Annotated in this window: 16 protein-coding genes; 14 read left to right on the top strand and 2 right to left on the bottom strand. The window is 35.2% G+C overall.

What is annotated here, in order from left to right; all coding sequences use genetic code 11:
• Positions 1–23: 23 nt before the first annotated feature.
• The 7 genes from AOY20_RS09025 (at position 24) to AOY20_RS09055 (ending at position 4,500) form a co-directional block, all read left to right on the top strand.
• Positions 24–239 carry a hypothetical protein gene (locus tag AOY20_RS09025; protein WP_054581550.1) on the top strand — a complete coding sequence of 72 codons (216 nt, stop codon included), beginning with the start codon at positions 24–26 and terminating at the stop codon, positions 237–239.
• Between the two features lie 2 nt (positions 240–241).
• Positions 242–949, top strand: coding sequence for a phage antirepressor KilAC domain-containing protein (locus AOY20_RS09030; protein WP_054581551.1), 708 nt, complete (start codon positions 242–244; stop codon positions 947–949).
• A 307-nt stretch (positions 950–1,256) separates the two neighbouring features.
• The gene (locus tag AOY20_RS09040) at positions 1,257–1,808 is read left to right on the top strand and encodes a hypothetical protein (RefSeq protein WP_054581553.1); all 552 of its coding nucleotides are present in this window, start codon (positions 1,257–1,259) and stop codon (positions 1,806–1,808) included.
• A gap of 2 nt (positions 1,809–1,810) precedes the next feature.
• Complete coding sequence (locus AOY20_RS14745) at positions 1,811–1,981, top strand: hypothetical protein (protein WP_158319994.1); 171 nt, start codon at positions 1,811–1,813, stop codon at positions 1,979–1,981.
• Entirely contained in the window at positions 1,971–2,771 is an 801-nt protein-coding gene (locus AOY20_RS09045; RefSeq protein ID WP_054581554.1) for a helix-turn-helix domain-containing protein, read from the top strand. Before AOY20_RS14745 ends, AOY20_RS09045 begins: the two co-directional genes overlap by 11 nt.
• Positions 2,768–4,132, top strand: a complete 1,365-nt coding sequence (locus tag AOY20_RS09050; protein ID WP_054581555.1) for a replicative DNA helicase — start codon at positions 2,768–2,770, stop codon at positions 4,130–4,132. Before AOY20_RS09045 ends, AOY20_RS09050 begins: the two co-directional genes overlap by 4 nt.
• A gap of 2 nt (positions 4,133–4,134) precedes the next feature.
• Entirely contained in the window at positions 4,135–4,500 is a 366-nt protein-coding gene (locus AOY20_RS09055) for a hypothetical protein (RefSeq protein ID WP_054581556.1), read from the top strand.
• Positions 4,501–4,995: 495 nt separating this feature from the next.
• On the opposite strand, the gene AOY20_RS09060 is transcribed toward AOY20_RS09055, so the two are convergent.
• On the bottom strand, positions 4,996–6,195 hold the full coding sequence (locus tag AOY20_RS09060) for a hypothetical protein (protein WP_054581557.1): 1,200 nt from the start codon (positions 6,193–6,195) through the stop codon (positions 4,996–4,998).
• Between the two features lie 11 nt (positions 6,196–6,206).
• Complete coding sequence (locus tag AOY20_RS09065; RefSeq protein ID WP_054581558.1) at positions 6,207–7,244, bottom strand: nucleoid-associated protein; 1,038 nt, start codon at positions 7,242–7,244, stop codon at positions 6,207–6,209.
• Positions 7,245–8,163: 919 nt separating this feature from the next.
• Here AOY20_RS09065 and AOY20_RS09070 point away from each other — a divergent pair.
• The 7 genes from AOY20_RS09070 to AOY20_RS09100 all read left to right on the top strand — a co-directional run bounded on the left by AOY20_RS09070 (position 8,164) and on the right by AOY20_RS09100 (position 17,896).
• Positions 8,164–8,469 (top strand): hypothetical protein, encoded by a 306-nt coding sequence (locus tag AOY20_RS09070; protein ID WP_054581559.1) that lies wholly within the window; start codon positions 8,164–8,166, stop codon positions 8,467–8,469.
• 12 nt (positions 8,470–8,481) lie between these two features.
• Positions 8,482–8,961, top strand: a complete 480-nt coding sequence (locus tag AOY20_RS09075) for a hypothetical protein (RefSeq protein ID WP_054581560.1) — start codon at positions 8,482–8,484, stop codon at positions 8,959–8,961.
• Positions 8,962–9,071: 110 nt separating this feature from the next.
• On the top strand, positions 9,072–11,081 hold the full coding sequence (locus AOY20_RS09080) for a hypothetical protein (protein WP_054581561.1): 2,010 nt from the start codon (positions 9,072–9,074) through the stop codon (positions 11,079–11,081).
• Positions 11,082–11,089: 8 nt separating this feature from the next.
• Positions 11,090–13,678, top strand: coding sequence for a lysozyme family protein (locus AOY20_RS09085; protein ID WP_054581562.1), 2,589 nt, complete (start codon positions 11,090–11,092; stop codon positions 13,676–13,678).
• A complete protein-coding gene (locus AOY20_RS09090) occupies positions 13,675–16,806 on the top strand; it encodes a hypothetical protein (protein ID WP_054581563.1) in 3,132 nt (1,043 codons plus the stop codon). The genes AOY20_RS09085 and AOY20_RS09090 overlap by 4 nt, the downstream gene beginning before the upstream one ends.
• A 65-nt stretch (positions 16,807–16,871) precedes the next feature.
• Complete coding sequence (locus AOY20_RS09095; protein ID WP_054581564.1) at positions 16,872–17,453, top strand: hypothetical protein; 582 nt, start codon at positions 16,872–16,874, stop codon at positions 17,451–17,453.
• Positions 17,454–17,464: 11 nt separating this feature from the next.
• The gene (locus tag AOY20_RS09100; RefSeq protein WP_054581565.1) at positions 17,465–17,896 is read left to right on the top strand and encodes an IrmA family protein; all 432 of its coding nucleotides are present in this window, start codon (positions 17,465–17,467) and stop codon (positions 17,894–17,896) included.
• Positions 17,897–17,963: the final 67 nt, after the last annotated feature.

Genomic DNA, 17,963 nt, shown 5'->3' on the forward strand with positions numbered 1-17,963 from the left:
TTTACAAATACATGGTTGTAACTATGCTTCAAATAACACCAATTCGAATTCAATTCAGCACTGTATGCCAGTTGCTAGATGTTACACGTGAGTCTCTGCGTCACACTATTCGTAAAGATCCTACGTTTCCAAAGCCTATGAAAATGGGCACCACAAAACAAGCTCCTGTTTTCTTCGACTATCAAGAGCTTGTTGAGTGGCATAACAGCAAAAAAAATATTGCTGAAATGGGGGCATGATCATGAATACTTTTAATCTTTTATTAAAAACATATCAGATGCTTAGTTCGGAAATAGCAGAACTTGTTCAGTCAGAACAACGTGCAGTAAATTTGTCTATTGAACGGCTTGCTAAACGTGGAGTTATTCAACTTCCACCATTGATGAAAGTTGAAAATAAACAGTCAGTTAGTCCTAATAGATTTTCAAATGTATATGTATTTTCAGGAGAACAGGGAAAACTTGATTCAATTACTGTTGTTGCTCAACTTTGTCCTGAATTCACTGCAGCAATAGTAAAACGCTGGTATGAGCTTGAGCAAAAAATGCCGGTATTTGATATCAGTAATCCTCAGCACCTTTTACAAGCAATTGAAGTCCAAGCAAAACAGAATCTACAGCTGAGTGCAGAAAACAAAGCTTTGTCCGTAGCTATCGAAACTATTACTCAAACAGAACATGGCGTTAAGTTCCAACAGGCCTGTAAAATTTTAAATGCTAAACAGCGTGATTTAGCAAAATGGTTACGTGAACATAGTTGGGATCGCTATCTAAATGATGCTAGGGCTTCAACTTATTACAGTGAAAGCAAAGGCTATTGTGAAACTAAGTATTCTCATAAAGAAGGTGTTAAAGCTTCCGGTCAACCTTATAGCTACACACAAACTGAATTCTTTATTTTACCAAAAGGTATGGCTCTTTTAGCTAAACACTTTGGAGAGGCTGTATGAAATTTAAAAATATTTTCTTCAGAGATCTTCTCAAACTTAAATGTTTCAGTTATATTATTATTGTTCGATGCAAAATCATTGAATTAGCTTTGACAGGCTATAACGTAAAAGGCGCATACAGTCCGCTTCGGGCTTTTTTTATGCGTAATTTCTCTATGCATCTGCATCGTTATGTGGAGCTTGGGAGGGACACTTTCGAGTGTGCTGGTTACCTTTTACGCCAGTCTGTCAACCCTTTCAGGCTTCACACCAATCATTTGACAGTGATTAGTGAAGCTCCTCAACTTGTAAAAGGAGCGCATTCATCATGAACGCTAAAGTAAATTTTCAAATTCCAGAACAATCTATTTCTTTATATAATACAGCTCATTTACGTGATATTTATACACTCGCTGTAAATATTTCAGCTCATACTCAAACTCTTTTGAGTCGCATAAATAAAGCTACTTTGCAATTAAAGCAACATGCAAAAAATTTAAATACTAATTCTTATCACTTTGATGAAGTTGAAGACTTAATCTCTATCACATCTCTTTTAGTTGAAGATAGACTTAATTCATTTGATGTAGAACGTGAAAAATACGAGAATGAATTACAGTCAATAAGTCTACCATATACTCCTGAGGACCTTTTTGATACAAGTTCTTTGATTTATGAAGCTATTGGCTGGATTCAAACGATGCTGTATCAAATCAAAGAAGAAGCTTCATTAGCTAAAAATCAAATAGAAAAAAGCATTCACTGTCTAGTATTTTCTGATCTTGAAAATTTGATATATATCGCTATCCACCTAATAAAAGCACATGGTTATACATTTTATATTGACGGCGAAAAATATAAAGCTGAAATGGAGGAGTAACTATGTGCAAACCTCCTTTGGCTTCATCTCAAAATATAAATCATCTTAATAAATCTCAATCAGCTCAAGAAAGTAAATCTTCGGTATACGTTGAATCTGTCCGTATCACTCCAGAACGCTTAATAAAAATTTTGGAAGATGCGTACAGAAAAGGAGGGGCTGATGAGCATTGACGCAACCCGTCGAGCTTGGAGTGCTCTGGTTAAGAACTCCTCACAACGACTTATTCTACTTTCAATTGCAGATCGAGCAGGCGAAAATCATACAGCCTGGCCAAGTATTGAAAGATTGGCAGCAGATACAGTTTTAGATAAAAAAACTGTTCAAAAAGTCATTCTAGAGCTTATTGAATTAGGTTTAATTTCTGATACGGGCGAGCGTGTTGGAGCCACAAAACGAGTTCGTGTGCTTAAAATTAACGGAGTCAAAGGACGTGAAGAATATACCCATAATTGGGATGATTTAGGTTTAAAAAATGATGCTAAATCCAAAGTAAATACACCCAAAAATGGGAATATTAAACAACCCCAAAAACGGAATGATTCCAATAGTGGAAATAATCCCGAAAAAGGTACTTTGAATGATCCCAAAACAGGGGTGCAGAACTTATCAGGGAATTTGCCATTGAATCTCTCTCAAGAGCATGAGTGGATTCCTGACTTTGATCAGCTGAGAACAAAAATAAAAATGGCAGGTCATGGTAACAACATAGATCTGATACTTGGTCTACCTAGTTTTGAATTTGAACTGAGTGCATTCAACTCTTATTTTGATAATGGAGGATTATCTGATAGTAAAAAACTTCATAAGTTCACGGCTTGGATTGTAGACAAGTTTGATCGTTATAAAAAGCAGAATCCTGAATATGGCATCCAAACTTCATCTGAACAACAAGTTAATACTGATCGACCATGCTTCAATTTGCCGAATAAGCCTAAAAGCTTATTAGGAGATCTACGATGAATACACCTATTCACAATCTACAAATTGAACAAGCTGTTCTCGCTGCACTAATGACGGTAGCAGGCTCTTATGCTCAAGTTGAAAGCTTGTTGACTGAACAAGATTTTCATGCAACACGCCATAAACTGATTTTTAACGCAATTGTAGACCTTGGTAGCAAGAACTTCCCATACGATGCTGTACTCGTCAATCAATGGCTGGAAATGCGTAATTACGGCGAAGCGTCAGGCGGAGAGAAATATCTCATGCAGTTAATGAGTGATGCTCCTTCCAGCTTCTACAATCTGCAATCGTATGCAGAAAAATTGAAAGATTTTACAGCATGCCGTCAGGTTGAAGCTGAAGCACTGAAAATCATTCAACAAGCCCGAAATCTTACTGTGAGCCGTGGTGAGCTTGCGCAATATGCACAAGCTGCTTTTGCAGATCTAAATACTGAATCAGGAAGTGAATCTCTATTCCATATTCATGATGCTGCATCAAATACGTTTCTTGAAATCAGCCGTAAGATGGAAGCAATGATTGCTGGTGAAACGATGATTAAAGGGATCCAAACTGGTATCTATGACCTAGACAAGAAACTAGGTGATATTGAGCCAGGCTGTCTTATGGTAGTTGCTGCACGACCAGCGATGGGTAAGACAACTATGCTTCAGCTTATTGCAAACAATGTGGCAGTAATACAGAAAAAACCAACCCTTATAATGTCAGGAGAAATGCCTAAAGAGCAGATCGCAATGCGTTTATGCTGTGCTATCGCTCCAGCTGATATTGGGGGAGTGCGTAATTCCCCACACTTACTCCCAAAAGATGAATTTACAGCTTATACAAACGCCGTGGTGATGCTTCAAAACGTACCGATGATGATCAATGATACCTCTCGACCATCAATCGCGAATGTACGCGAATCTATGCGGAAAATTAAGCACAAATATGGAAGTGTTGGCGCTGTATTTGTTGATTATCTACAGATCATGAAAACTACAAAGCAATTTGCACGTGAAGATTTAAAGATTGCTTATTTCACTGGTGAACTTAAAGCATTAGCTAAAGAGTTCGATTGTGTCGTTGTTTTACTGTCACAGCTTAATCGTGAACTTGAGAAAAGACCAAATAAAAGACCAATGATGTCTGATCTACGTGAGTCGGGAGCAATTGAACAAGATGCTGACCAAATTATTTTCCTGTATCGAGATGAAGTTTATAACAAAGAATCTCAATATCGGGGTATTGCTGAAGCCATTATTGGTAAAAATAGACACGGTGAACAAGGTACTGCTTATATGCATTCACAGCTGAAGTACTGTCAATTTACTAATCTAGATAACGATGCATTAAGTCAAATTCAAGGGAATATATAATAATGTCTACAATATATACAGACTCTTTAAGTAACTCAAAGCCTGTTCAAGAACGTTTTATTAATTTAAGACAGCAAAAAAAAATTAAAGAATTTCTTTTAAGGCAGCGTGGTTATAAACGACCAGATTTTAATAGAATACTTTTAGATTTGGGTCGGTTGGGTTGGACTCACGAAAAGATTGCTTTTCTTCTTCCAGTTGCAGGAGCATCTACTGTAAGCGAGTGGGCGCGAGGAGGTACTCCAAATTTTGAAAATGGAGAAGCACTTATTGAATTGTGGAAAGCTGAAACAGGTGTAGAAAGATTTCCTCGGGATGGTGAATGGAGTACATACAAATATGAAATTGGGCAGTTAAAACTACTCTAAAATAGTTTTGATAATTAGCATTTTATTCCATTTATGACGTAACAAAGGTCATTCAATAACCGTATTATGACGTAACAAGGATTACTAAGTAAGCGGATTATGACGTAACAATGATTGAATTAAATACAGATTATGACGTAACAAAAATATCCGATGAAAAAGCTACGGTGAGTAACGGTAGTCTTGTATTTTATTTAATCAATAAAGTTAAGAGAGCATAAATTTTAAATATGCTCTTTTGACGGAATACTTATTGGCTTTTTTTATCATTTTTAAATTAGGCTATGCATAGCCTTTGCTGAAATTTATTTGTGATATTGGGTGGTCTTGTATCACTTGGAGTGGTTGCCAGTAGGGCATAAAAGTTAAAAGGATTTAGATTTTTTAGACAAAAAAACAATCATATGCATGAAATTTTTATATATCATCAGCTTAATAATATTTAGAATTTAGCTAAGTCAAGCTTCATATATTAAAAAATCATTAAAATGATTTTTATATGCTTTGATAAAAAAGAATTCCTGTATAAATCGCTAAAAATATGCAAACAATAATTGAAATACCAATATTTGACATGATTTTATTATATCGTTTATCTACATCATTTTTTACACGTTGGATATTAGTCTTTTCTTCTTCAAATTTTGCTTCTAATGCTGTAAAAACTGTCGTGTATTCATTATTCATTTGAGTAATGGTACTTCGTTGCCCCCAAATATTTAAAATCATAATTAATACCATACAAAGCACAGTCATTAATACAAAAAAATTTTTAGTAAAAAGATAATGAATCGGCTCACCTATTACTTTCATTTGGGCTGTTGCAAACCAGATACCTGCTGGAATAGCAAACATTTTGGTTGCTACAGAATCAAAGGTATCATTAAGTTTTTTAATGTATTCTGTTTTCTTTTCATTATATTCTTTTCTAACTTTATCAAAGGTATAATCCTCCACATAGCTTTGATAACTATGATTGATATTTGTAATCAAAGGATTAATATTGCGAATCAAGTAACTAAATCGAATTTCTTCAATTTCATTCTTAACAAAAGCCGTTACTTCTTTACACATGAGATGAATAATAGCCTCTCGGTGCATGTCTTTATCTTTAAATTTTTCTAGGCTTTTAATATCAATGGAATAATTTAAATCATTTTCATCAGCTTTAATTTTAAACTTATAACTTCGATTATAAAAAATACAATCTTTATCAGCGTTAGATGCGTCAGATAAAAATTTTATAAATGAATATAGTTTCCCTATAGCTAGATAATTTTTATATTTGTTATCAGTTGAATCAATGTCGAAATAGCTTTCTAGATCTGTGAGAAAAATATTTTTGATAGAATTTTTAATATGAAGGTCATATTTAAGAACAGTATTCCAGTTATCACAAACAATGAAATCATGTCCAAAATTAATATTGGTTTTATTTAATCGTACTTCAAAAATATATTGATCATTAAAATGTTTATCTTTAATTTTCTCTAGAACTACACCAGATGTTGATAGTTTACCATTAACTTTGACATTTAGACTTCCAACAGCTAATGAATGTGAATTCAATATTTGTAAGGCTGAAAGTTTAATTGCATCTAGCTCCATCCAGCTTACAAATTGGTCGCGATCTACCTCTCTGTCTGGCATAGACAGAAATATATCACGATATATTTGTGCTGGATTCATGGTAATACCTATTTGTCTTAATCATTTTTAGCTGATGCAGCCTTAAGCTCTGCAACTAAATTATCCGATAATAGAGAGCTATCTATTTTAAGTATATCATCTTCAAAATTAATTTGATTGTGTAGAAGCTCTCTTGAAAAGGTAATTGAAAGGCCTTTTCGCTTACTACTTAGCTTCATGAAACCTTTTAATTCTGTAGTGTTGATTTTAATGATGCCTGATAAGTTATGCCCTACACTGGCAAACTCAAAAAACACATCACTAACTTCAGGGAAAATGCTTTTAGATATATTTTCTAAAATGACATCATCACCTTTTCTTATACACTCATTAATATACCCATAAGCTTTTGATAAATGCTGATCTACCTCTTCTTGAGGAAGCATTAGCTGCTCACTAGCAAATTTTTCAATTGCTTCCCTTAGTTTTTTTGTTTCTTCAACTGCAGCTTCCGTATCTATCTCACAACCAATAAATTTTTGGAAGTAATCAGTAACATGTTCTGACTGGCCATTTTTGAAACGAATGTATCTCTCAGCAAATTCATCACGCCATCCTGTAATATTAATTGTTGCGCCTAAATGCAATTTGTCTAAATCCAAAATCTCTCTAGCAATAAAATCAAGATCAGGATTAATATCTGTTGCATTAGATTTATTAATGACAGCAATAGCTAATTTAGTATGTTCATCTCCTTTAAACTCAAAAATAACAAGGAAACCACCTGAAATACTCTTATTTACATCAAGAAAATTTTGAAAGAAGGTTGCTAATTCTCGTGTCATTTCAACAAAATCTAAGCAGCTATCTTCATTGTAAAATTTATCTAATACTTGCTCAAATACAGGTTGCTTATCTGTATCATTTCCAATAGAAAACTGTCCAACCATTAAACCAGTACTAGAAAAAAGTTTTAATAATTGCACTTTTAACTCAGTGCTTAATGAGCTTAAGTCATTTTCTTTATCTTTAATGTTGATGATTAAATTTTCTGTACTCTTTTTATCTTCTTTAATCCGTCTTATTTCATGGACAATGATGTGTTGGATCGACATAAATACAGCTCTAGAAAAATGATTAAATTTGGTGAAAGGTCTTTTAATCAATAGCAGGAATAAATTGCATACTCAGATGTTTAATTTAAAGTAACTATTATAAGATTTTTCAGAAATATTTAACTTCCCTTAAAACCTTATAAATTCCTTATATCAGCATTAGATATTGATGATATTTTCACACAGAAAACATATTCTATTCACTTGCGAATAAATTTCAATTAGTTAATACAAAAATATGAACTCATGTTGATAATTTTGTGTATTCTCCCACTAGAGCAAATACAACATATTATTTTTTAGTAAAATATCAGTCTTTTATGCTGTAAATTCTCAATATCTAGGTAGGAGATATTGGTGGCGATTTTTTTGATATGAGGTCTGACATAAACATTCCCAATTTCGGTATCATTCCGTTTTTGGAAATATTCCCAATTTCGGTGTTTTGAACATACCCAATTTTGGGATTTTGAATGATCCCAATTTTGGGATGCAGAACCTATCAATGAAACAATCATAGAAACAATCATTCTCTTCTGAAAAAAATTAATTCATTTCATGTTTTAAATTACATTGTTAAAAAGTTAGATAAAAATATAAGAATTGGAATTAAACATCATGGGTTGGATTTAGGAATAGCTCTAAATCATCACAGAATCGTTTTATTAAGTGTTTATTTAAAAAAAGAACAAAAGGGTGCTATTGATTCAAATCAGAGCTTAAAACGTAAATTAGACGTTTATATGTGATTTGTACTTGATTGCTAAAGAACAGATGATTTTATTAAATTGATTAAAAAAATTATAGAAAAATAAGTGTTTTGCACTCTCCCGCGCGCGCGCGCGCGTTTTGTTAAAAAATTACCCATTTTTTTCTTGTCTAAGCTGCTACTTAATAAATAAAAAATATGGGGGTAGTTATGAGCGAATATGCCGAATTAAATTGTTTAAGTATTAGTTCTAATATTCTTTTGTCTAAAAATCTTATTGAGTATAACTCTCCAGATTATGGTGAAATTTTACTAATACTTAGAGCAGAGTTTGGTTTAACTCATGAACAAATCGCTTTTCTTCTTCCTGTCTCCGGCTCCTCCACTATATCGGAATGGACGCGTGGTAGTGCCCCCAATTTTGAAAATGGTTTCCATTTGATAGAGCTTTGGAAGTTATTAACAGATAAAACCGAAGCAGAAGTACCAAGAAAAAATCGTTATTTGTTTATTTAGGAAGGTATGTTGATGGGTAGTAAGAAGAAAATATACGAACCTTTGGTTGGTCCACATATGGAACAAGCATTAGTTTTGTGTGATGAAATTATGACAGGGATGAAAAAGTTTAAAAAAGATATTCATTTTTTGGATTCTAACCAACTGTTTGAGAATAAATATTCTAAGGCTTTACTGCTGATTGCTAACAAAATAGATGAATTAAATTTTCATATTAGACAGCTTATGGACCCTAAAAGTATTTACTTTAATATACTTCGATTAGCTCTCTTATCTATTGGTAACCTTCCTAATATTTTTATTATTACGGCGCATTATATTGATCCTAAACAAAAGCATAAAAGACTCTTAAATCAAAATGCTTTTGCGTATGAATATGCTGTTGCTAAACAAAATATTCAATATACGAGTGAAATCTTAAATAACGTTACAAATGGCGATCCAAGTTGTAGATGTTTGATAAAACCAACTCTTGGTCGAAAGCTGCGTTAATTATTTTTTAGGGGACATAATGTCCCTTTTTTTGATCGAGAAAATACCCATTTTTTTTGTGTTGCTTAAAACCTAAATTATAAAAATTAGATAATTTATGGGTAATTAAAATGGCTAGAATTCCTATGGGTAATTTTGGTAATGCTATGCCACAGGTACAGCGTATTCAAATGCCACAACAACATGATTTATCGGGTGCATTGAATAGTGTTGCTGAAACTGTTGGGCAATTTGCATTAGATAAACAAAGAAAAGAACAACAAGAACAAGAGCAAAAAGATAAAGCTGATTTTGCTTTGCAATCATCAAAAGTTGGTGCAGATATTAGTATTATTGATGATGAATTATTACTAAAAATGCAGGCTGGGGAGATTGATTATACAACTGCCGTAACTGCAAGACAAAAGAGCTTAGAAACAATTAAGGGACAGTACAAAGGTGCGGTTCCTAAACAGTATGAGCAAAACTTTAATAATTATTTTGAACAGCATTCTTATCAAAGTGCTGCCAAGTATTTGCCTATTGCTCAAAAAGCAGATCAACAACAGGCAATTGTTCAACTCAAAGACATGACAGAAAATTATTTAAAAAGTACTAATGCTACAGAGGAAGAAGTACAAAAAGGTTTACAAACTTTTGCTCAATCCAAAGGGCTGCCACAAGCATTTGTTGATGAAAAAATTATTGAATATAAGAATAAACGATCATCTAATGATGTAAATGAATTTTTTACAGGCTATAAAGCAGATAACGAAAAGCTTGCAGAGCTGTCAACGCCTGAAGCTGTAATTAAAAGTCACCCAAACTTAACTCAAGAGCAAGCAATTTATTGGAGTGGACGCATTGCCACTCAAATGGATCAAAATCAGAAAGTATATGAACGTGAACAAAAAGAATTAGAAGCTGCAGCAAAAGAAGCAGTAAGTGATATGCGTTCAGATATTGAAACAGGTTTTGTTCCAACTGAATCAGCAATTAAATCTCGCTTAGAGCTTGTTAAAGGGACGCCGTACGAAAAAGAATTTATTCAATATTCTGGTGCTTTGGTTGAAGTACAGAAATTTATGCGTTTAGGTCCAGATCAGCGAGAAGCATATTTAAGTAAAGAGAGAGCTAAAGCTCAAAATCATGTACAAGATAATCCACAAGATATGAGCTGGAGATTAAATCTTTTAGCGAAAACACATGACAATATGCTTGGTTATGAAAAGAATAATTCAACTTTAGCTTATTCAATTAAGACAGGACAAGAATTAACACCAATTCCAACCACATCGATTATTACTGGAGACCCAAAAGCAATTGCAGCCCTTACTAAAAATATTAAGGCAGTACATGCTAATAACATAATTGATGGGGTTAATGGATCACTAAACCCTTTATCTAAGCAACAACAAGCTGAATTGAAAGACTATTGGGGAAAGTCTAAGCCAGGTGACAAACTTGCACTTTTAACTAATTTATTTACTGCTAGTGCAGGAAATGCAAATGCTTCAAGGGACATCATTAGCAGTATTGCAGGAAATAGCGGTGCTTATCGATTAGCAGCTTCCCTTGGTAAGAGAGGTTTAAATAATGTTGCTGGTCAAATTGTTACTGGTCAGGATTTACTAGAGAAGCATTTGGTTAAAGTTGATGATGATGCATTAAGAGCAAGTACGGCTAGTTATTTAACAGGCATAACTACACCAGGAAAACCTGATTTTGAAATTTATTTAGCATCGGTTAAGGCTAACTACGCATATTTATTGCAAAAGTCGGAAAGAGTAGCCGATACAAAGGGGAGTATTTTAAATAAATCGATTGATGATGATTTATTTAACCAAGCTGTTAGAAATGTTACAGGTGGGAAATATAAGTCAGGAGGATTTTTTGGCTCAAAATCAGTTGTATTAAGACCGCATACAGTTGGTGAACAATCATTTGAAGATCAATTAAAAAGTTTTAACTCTAGAAATTCCAGAGATTATGGAGGTTCGGATCAAGATTTTTTTCTAGATTTACCTTTAGAGCAAGATCCAAATAATCCATATAAATATTATTTTAAAAATGGAACGAAATACATTATGGATAGAAACGATAAAACAAGAAAAACACGTTTAACTTTTACTGTTCGATGAGGTGAACTATGGATTTTTTAACAGATGATGAATTGATATTAAACCAAGATGACCCTCGTTTTAAACCTAAAAGTCAGCGTGGAAATTTTGCAGATGGGTTGCTAGGTACTGCTTCTGGTATTGCCATGGGGACGATTGAAGCAGCAACGGCCCCAGACTCACTACTCCGAGGTGATAAGAAAGCTGCCGCATTAAGAGCTCAGAATTTGGCAATATTTAAGCCTGATGATTTAGGTACTGCAGGTGAGTTTACTTATGGTCTGACTAAGGATTTTACACGTATTGGATGGAATGCTGTAACAACCCTTGGTACTGGTGGTGTACCAGGTTTAGCACTGAATTCTGGATTGTTTGGGTACCAAACCTTTGAAGCGGAGAAGTCAGACTTACTTAATAAAGGGGCAGATATAAAAACTGCCCGAACAGGTGGAGCTATTAAAGGCGTAACAGATACTTTGGGTTTTGCTATTCCTACCCATGGTGTTGCTAAATCAGTAGTAGCTGATGCTGTTGCCACTACTGCATTGGCTACTGGAGCTGGTGTAGCTGGTGATTATATAGAGGGGTCATTTCTTGAAAACAATGAAAATAAGAAGATCGCTCAATACGGTGAAGTATTAAAAGAAAATGCATTAAGTCCGTCTACTTTGGCAACGAATGGTGGAATGGCTTTATTGCTAAATTTATGGGCGAACAAAGGGCGATTAAGACCAGAGCAAAGTAAAGAACATAAAAATATTGATACGCTTAATGATGCTTCTCATGTACAAGCAAATGTCGAATTTACTGAGGGTTTAAACCCATTTAATCCAACCTCACCTAAAGAAGCGAATGCTCATTTTGATGCATTAGATAGTGCAATGGAGAGTGCATTAAATGATGAGTTGGTCAGCTTAAAAGCACCAGTGGGTGGAGCACCTAAAATAGCAGTAACAAGAACACCAAAAGCTATTGCTATCAATACTGATGAGCATAAAACACCAGTAATAGCGAGGGCTTTGACTAACCCTATATTTGATAAAAAACCTTGGACAAAAACGATTGTTCAAGAAGCCTCTAAACGAGGTATTAATCCAGTGGATGCCTTGATCATATCTCACTTGGAAACAGGCGGTACTTTCAGCACTTCAGTTCAGCCAAAAGATAGAAATGGCAAGATACTTTCATCTGCTACTGGGTTGTTTCAAACTTTGGATAGTACCTTTGCACGGATGGGAGGTAAGAATAAGTTTGATGGTAATGATCAAATTAAAGCAGGCCTGAATTACTACGAGCATAACTCCAAAATTTTCCGTAGTCACTTTAATCGAGACCCTAATGGTTTAGAACTTTATTACCTACATTTCTTTGGTGATGGCGGAGGACCAGTATTTTTAAAGGCTAAAGATAATGAACTTTTCGTTGATGTTGCTACACGCTGGAGCAAGGGCAATAAGAAACAGACTGCAAGACAGATTGCTGAAGGTATTACATCTTCTCATAAATTTAATGGCATGACCGTTGGACAGGTTAAAGCTAAGTATCAAAAAAGATGGGATGAAGTCGCCAGACAATATGAAGGTATTGGAACACTGTCAGATGACAGTAGATCTATAGCTGTTAGAGGAAGTGAATCAGAGTTCCCGCAGTTTGAATCGGATATAGCAGCACCACCTGTTTATAAATCTCAATCTGATGTTGAAATTGAGGCTATGCCTTTTGTATTGAAATCAGATGAACATAGCATTAAGTCATTACAAGAGGAGTTTGAGGCTTTATCTTCGCCATTAACAAAAGAGGATTTAGAGTATTTAAAGGCCACGGCGCATTACCAATATTCTGAGGGTATTCCTCATCGTGCACCATATGTCGAACCACAGGTTGATTTAATAGGTCCAAGTAATAGTGCTAACCGTAATCTAGATAACCTTGATGCAGATCTATATCAACTCGAAACCCAACGAGTAATTGATTCAACTGCAGTTAATCCTCTGAGCATGAACTCTAAAGGATTGGATCAAAATCTTGAGCAAAACTCAATTATTGCAGGGGTTGATAATTGGGTTCCTACGAGATCTGATAACTATCTTAAACGTGAAAGAGCTATTGATGGTGGTGTGGTTCAAGAACTTCATAACAAAACATCAAATACAACTTTCCAACGCCAAATTAATCAGGATGGAACAATCAGTCCTGTAAAGGCTTCTCGTAATGGAGAGGACTTATTTGCTCACCCAAATAATAAAAATGCTGATAGTCCTGACTTAATAGCTGTACAAAATAAGGCTAGTCAAGCTTTAGAGCGTGAATTTTGGAAGCCAAGCAATAAATCGAGTATTGATGGTACACCTGATTTCAACAAGCCTAATAAGAGTACATATGGCTCATTTACCGAGACGGCAGATGGAAGAGAAGCTGTATCAATTTTAGAGGCTGATCTTGATATGGAAGTTACCTTTACCCGTGTTGATGGAAATGGAGGGGAGGAGGTTGTAACAATGTCATCTCGTGATTTGTTGGACTATGTAAAAGAGCAAGAAGAAATTGCAAAAGATGAAATTCAGGCAGTAAAGGCTTTAGCAAGTTGTGCATTAAAATTTGGGAGTGAAGCAGCATGAGAGCTGAATGTAGAGAACAAGTAGCCAAGGCATTAGGCAAAAGAAAGTTAAGCGCGGCAGATAGTAATCGTATTTCATCCCTTTACATGCGTGCACAAAACACATTGGCTAGAATTGATCCTGATTGGATTTTTAAGAGCCCAGCAGAACGTGCAGAAGCAATTGCTCAAAAGACAGCTTCCGATCTCGCCGTGCAGATTGCCAAGAACAATCAAAACATTGCACGAGATGCAATTTTGAAAGCTCAAATACAAAATGAAATTTACAATCACTCGAAATTAAACCCTTTGCAATCATTGATGAGAAAGATTGCATATTTTTCTGATCAAAGTGGTATCCAGTCTATCGAGAAGCAAGCACAGTCTTTACATAGTCGGTGGATGTCTTTAGTTGCTGATGTATTTACCAAAACACAAGAGCGCTTCGGTATGTCAGTCAATAAAGAAATGACCGATGACATTATCCGGGTCATGTTTGGCGGTAAGTCAGATAATCCTGAAATTACAGCAATGGCCAAAGATGTAAGTGATGTGCTCGAGGAGATGCGTTTAGCTTTTAATCGTGCTGGAGGCAATATCAAGAAGCTAGATAATCATGGCTTTATGACTTCACATGATCAAAAGAAAGTGGCTCTTACAGATCAAGCTGAATGGGTAAATGATGTTTTAGTAGGTTTAGACCGTAAGCAATATGTCAAAGAGACTGGTGAGCTCATGGATGAGTTAGAGCTGAAGTCTGTACTTGAGGATATATATAAGACCATTTCTACAAATGGTGCTAATAAAGACTTATTAGTTTTGAGTAAACAAGGTACATCTCCTGTAGGTGGTCGCTCTAAGATGGCCAATCGTCACCAGGAAGCAAGAGCATTACATTTTAAAGATGGTGATGCATGGCTTGAATATCAGAAAAAGTATGGCACTTACAATGAATCAGGCTTTCATGAAATATTAAAAAATCATACTCAACGGATGAGTACTGAAGTGGCAATGATGCAAAACCTTGGGTCTAATCCTCGTCATACATTTGAATCATTGTTAGAAGAAGCAAAGACTAAATTAAAAGCTGACCCACAAAATGGAGTGAAGCACGGCGAAATCGATAAACAAGCTCATAGAGCGATGTCGCTATATAACACTTTAGATGCAAATACGAGAGCGATTGACTCAACTTTAGGTAATGTCATGGGTGGGTTACGTGCATTGATGGTAGCATCTAAGCTAGGTGGTACTACATTAACCACCTTTGGCGACCATGCTAGTATGAAAAAGGTGGCCAATATGCTCGGTCTGTCTTATACCAAATCAATTTTACCCGAATATATCAAGCAACTAAAACAAGGCACATCAAGAGATGAAGCATTACGTTTTGGGCTTGGGATTACTGAGATGGTTGGTGGTATGTCTCGCTTTGGAGATGCTGATGTGGTGAGTAGTGCGACTAGATCAGGTCGATTTAATGCACGTATGCAAGCCTTTGCCTCTACAACTATGAAACTATCAGGCTTGAATGCCGTCACTGCAGGAGCGAAAAGGGCACTTAATCTGGTGCATATGAATAAGCTTGCTGAAATGACCCGTAAAACGGAGTGGAAAGATCTTGGTGCTGATGATCTAAAAATTTTAGAAGGTAATGGAGTCAATGAGCGTGACTGGCAGTTATGGCAACAGCTAGAACCAAGTAAGCGTGAAGATGGAACAATAGTACTTACTCAGAATGATTTCTTTGATGCACCAGATGATGTATTTGTTAATTTTGCATCACCTGAGTTAAAAGCTCTTAAAGATGAAATTGAGGATCAAATATCTGAATTGAACCGCCGTAATTCTGAGGATGATTTACGCATAGAAAAAAGGGAAAAGAAACTTGAAGATATTAAACGCAGTCTCTCTTTAAGACTTGCTGATTATGCCAATAAGAAAGATGCTAAAGCCCAACTAGAAAAGCAAGCCTTGCAAGATCGCATTGATTTAATTGATGCTCAAAAAGAAGCAGCTGCTATTCAAAGTGATATTAATAGATATCTCCAAGTAGAGAAGCAATCAAGTCGAATTCAAGACTTTTTACAACAGGTAGAAGATGGGCGACACTCTGATCAGGCTTCAGTTTTAGCGAGAGGTAATATTGAGCGTAATGCACGTCAATATGGGAATGGAGCAGAATCATTAGGCTATAGATTAGGTAATGCTGAGCGTAGAATGACTGAGCTACGCGCAAAAATCCGTGCAGCAGATAGTAATGCAAATAAAGCAATTCAAGCAAAGTTTAACGATTTAGATAAGCGTGTAAATGCATTAGATGCTGAGTTTGTTGAATATCAAGCCAAAGTATCTGAGCGCCAAGAGAAACGTTTAAAAGTAATGGATAAATTAGATCAGTCTATTACTCCAAGGCAGAGAGAATTATTGGCTGATGCTCGTTATAAGGCTGCCATGAAGTATCAGACTCATATCTTCAATGAAGAATCAGTTGCTATTATTGAGGCTGGTGTACGTGAGCGTAGCATTATTAATTTAGGGGAAGCTGGTACCATCCAAGGTGAGCTAGGTAGGACTTTATTTCAATTTAAAGGCTTTCCATTAGCTTATATGATGCGTATAGGACATCGAGCTTTTGCTCAGGGTGATATAAAGAGTAGAGTGACATTCTTAGCTTCTCTATTAGCATATCAAACATTAGCAGGAGCACTTATAGTCCAAACCCAAAATTTAGCAAATGGGAAGAATCCTGAGCCTGTATTCACTATAGATTTCTTTGGTAAGTCAATTCTTAAAGGTGGAGGGCTTTCTTTCTTGGGCGACATTATGTCTGCACTTTCAGATCCAACAGGTCGAAGTGCATCAGATTTTGTCAGTGGTCCATTATTAGGTCAAAGCATGAAGTTGGGTATGTTACTAACTGGAATGGGTAATAACATTATTGAGGGTAAGGAATCTACTCGAATGATGGAAATAGCGAATACACTTAAGAGTAATATACCTTTGCAAAACCTTTGGTACAGCAAGTTGGTTGTTGATCGTATGCTTTATTCAAAGCTTCAAAATATGATTGATCCTGATTACTTACCAAGGACTCAGCAACGGCTTGAAAATCTAGGTAATAGCTATTGGTGGGATTTATCAGAATAAAATTAGGAGCTTCGGCTCCTTTTTTTGTATTATCAGTAGCACTTTAGGAAATTTATATTGTAAAAATGAAAAAATATATTTTAGGGTTTATATTGCTTATTGTGGGGTTGTCTGCAAATGCAGGGCAAAATAAGAATGAGATTAAATTACCTCACGGATATCAAAAAGAATATGTTAATTCAATTAAGAAACAAGCCTATTTCATTGATCAAGAAGAAGTAAGGGGCAACCCCAGTGTTATATTTACCTTTGTTTCTGATACAACTAAAAACGATATGTGGTTTACGACCTGCCAACATAGTTTGGATAAAGGACTTCCAGTATTCACATGCTTTACTCAACAAGGTCAGTTTGGCATTGATATTACATCAAGTGGATATAATGTTATCTTTAGGTTTGAGAAACCGAAAGAGATTCTGAGTACTCAAATTAATTATAAAATTGATAACAATAAAATTATGACCTTGCCTGTAAGTGCGATAACCTCTGGTATTGCTGCAGAGACTTTTATTAGACAGCTAAAGGAAGCTTCTGTATTAAATTTTTCTTGGAAAGAAGGTTCACAGTACAAGGCAGAAAAAATTAATTTGAATGGTTTGGCTGAATCATTATTTTTTGCTCAAAAAATGATTGAAGTAAATAATTAGGAAGTAATCAAATGAAAAAACTACTTTCAGGAATGCTTGTTTCCCTATTTAGCTCTCTTGCTATAGCAACACCTATTACCCTACAACACGCTAGTACTACCTATGCAAATGCAGGTATTTGCTCAGCAGCGATCGATATAACTATTCATGATTTCCTTGAGGCAAAAGACAAGCTATATCTTGATTTGATTGTTACAAATAACACCGGAGTAGTACAAGGTTCTTCTAAGGATGTAATAACTTCTAACGATGTAGATAACTTACAAGGTAAAGCTTTTGGTAGGGTTTTTATTGAATCTGAAAATATGTGTGCTGCCGATCAAACATGGACTGTAAAAGTTAAACGCGCCGTATTGGTTTTGAATGGAAAACAACAAGATTTATTGAAGACAAATGAAGTGTATGTTGATGATTTTCAACCGATGAGGTTTAAAGTGAATTAAGAAAAATCAGAGAAACCCTTTAATCTAAAAGTATAACGGTTTTTAATTTATTTTGTGATACCAGGTA

Source organism: Acinetobacter equi (genome assembly GCF_001307195.1).
In the GTDB taxonomy this organism is placed as follows: Bacteria; Pseudomonadota; Gammaproteobacteria; order Pseudomonadales; family Moraxellaceae; genus Acinetobacter; species Acinetobacter equi.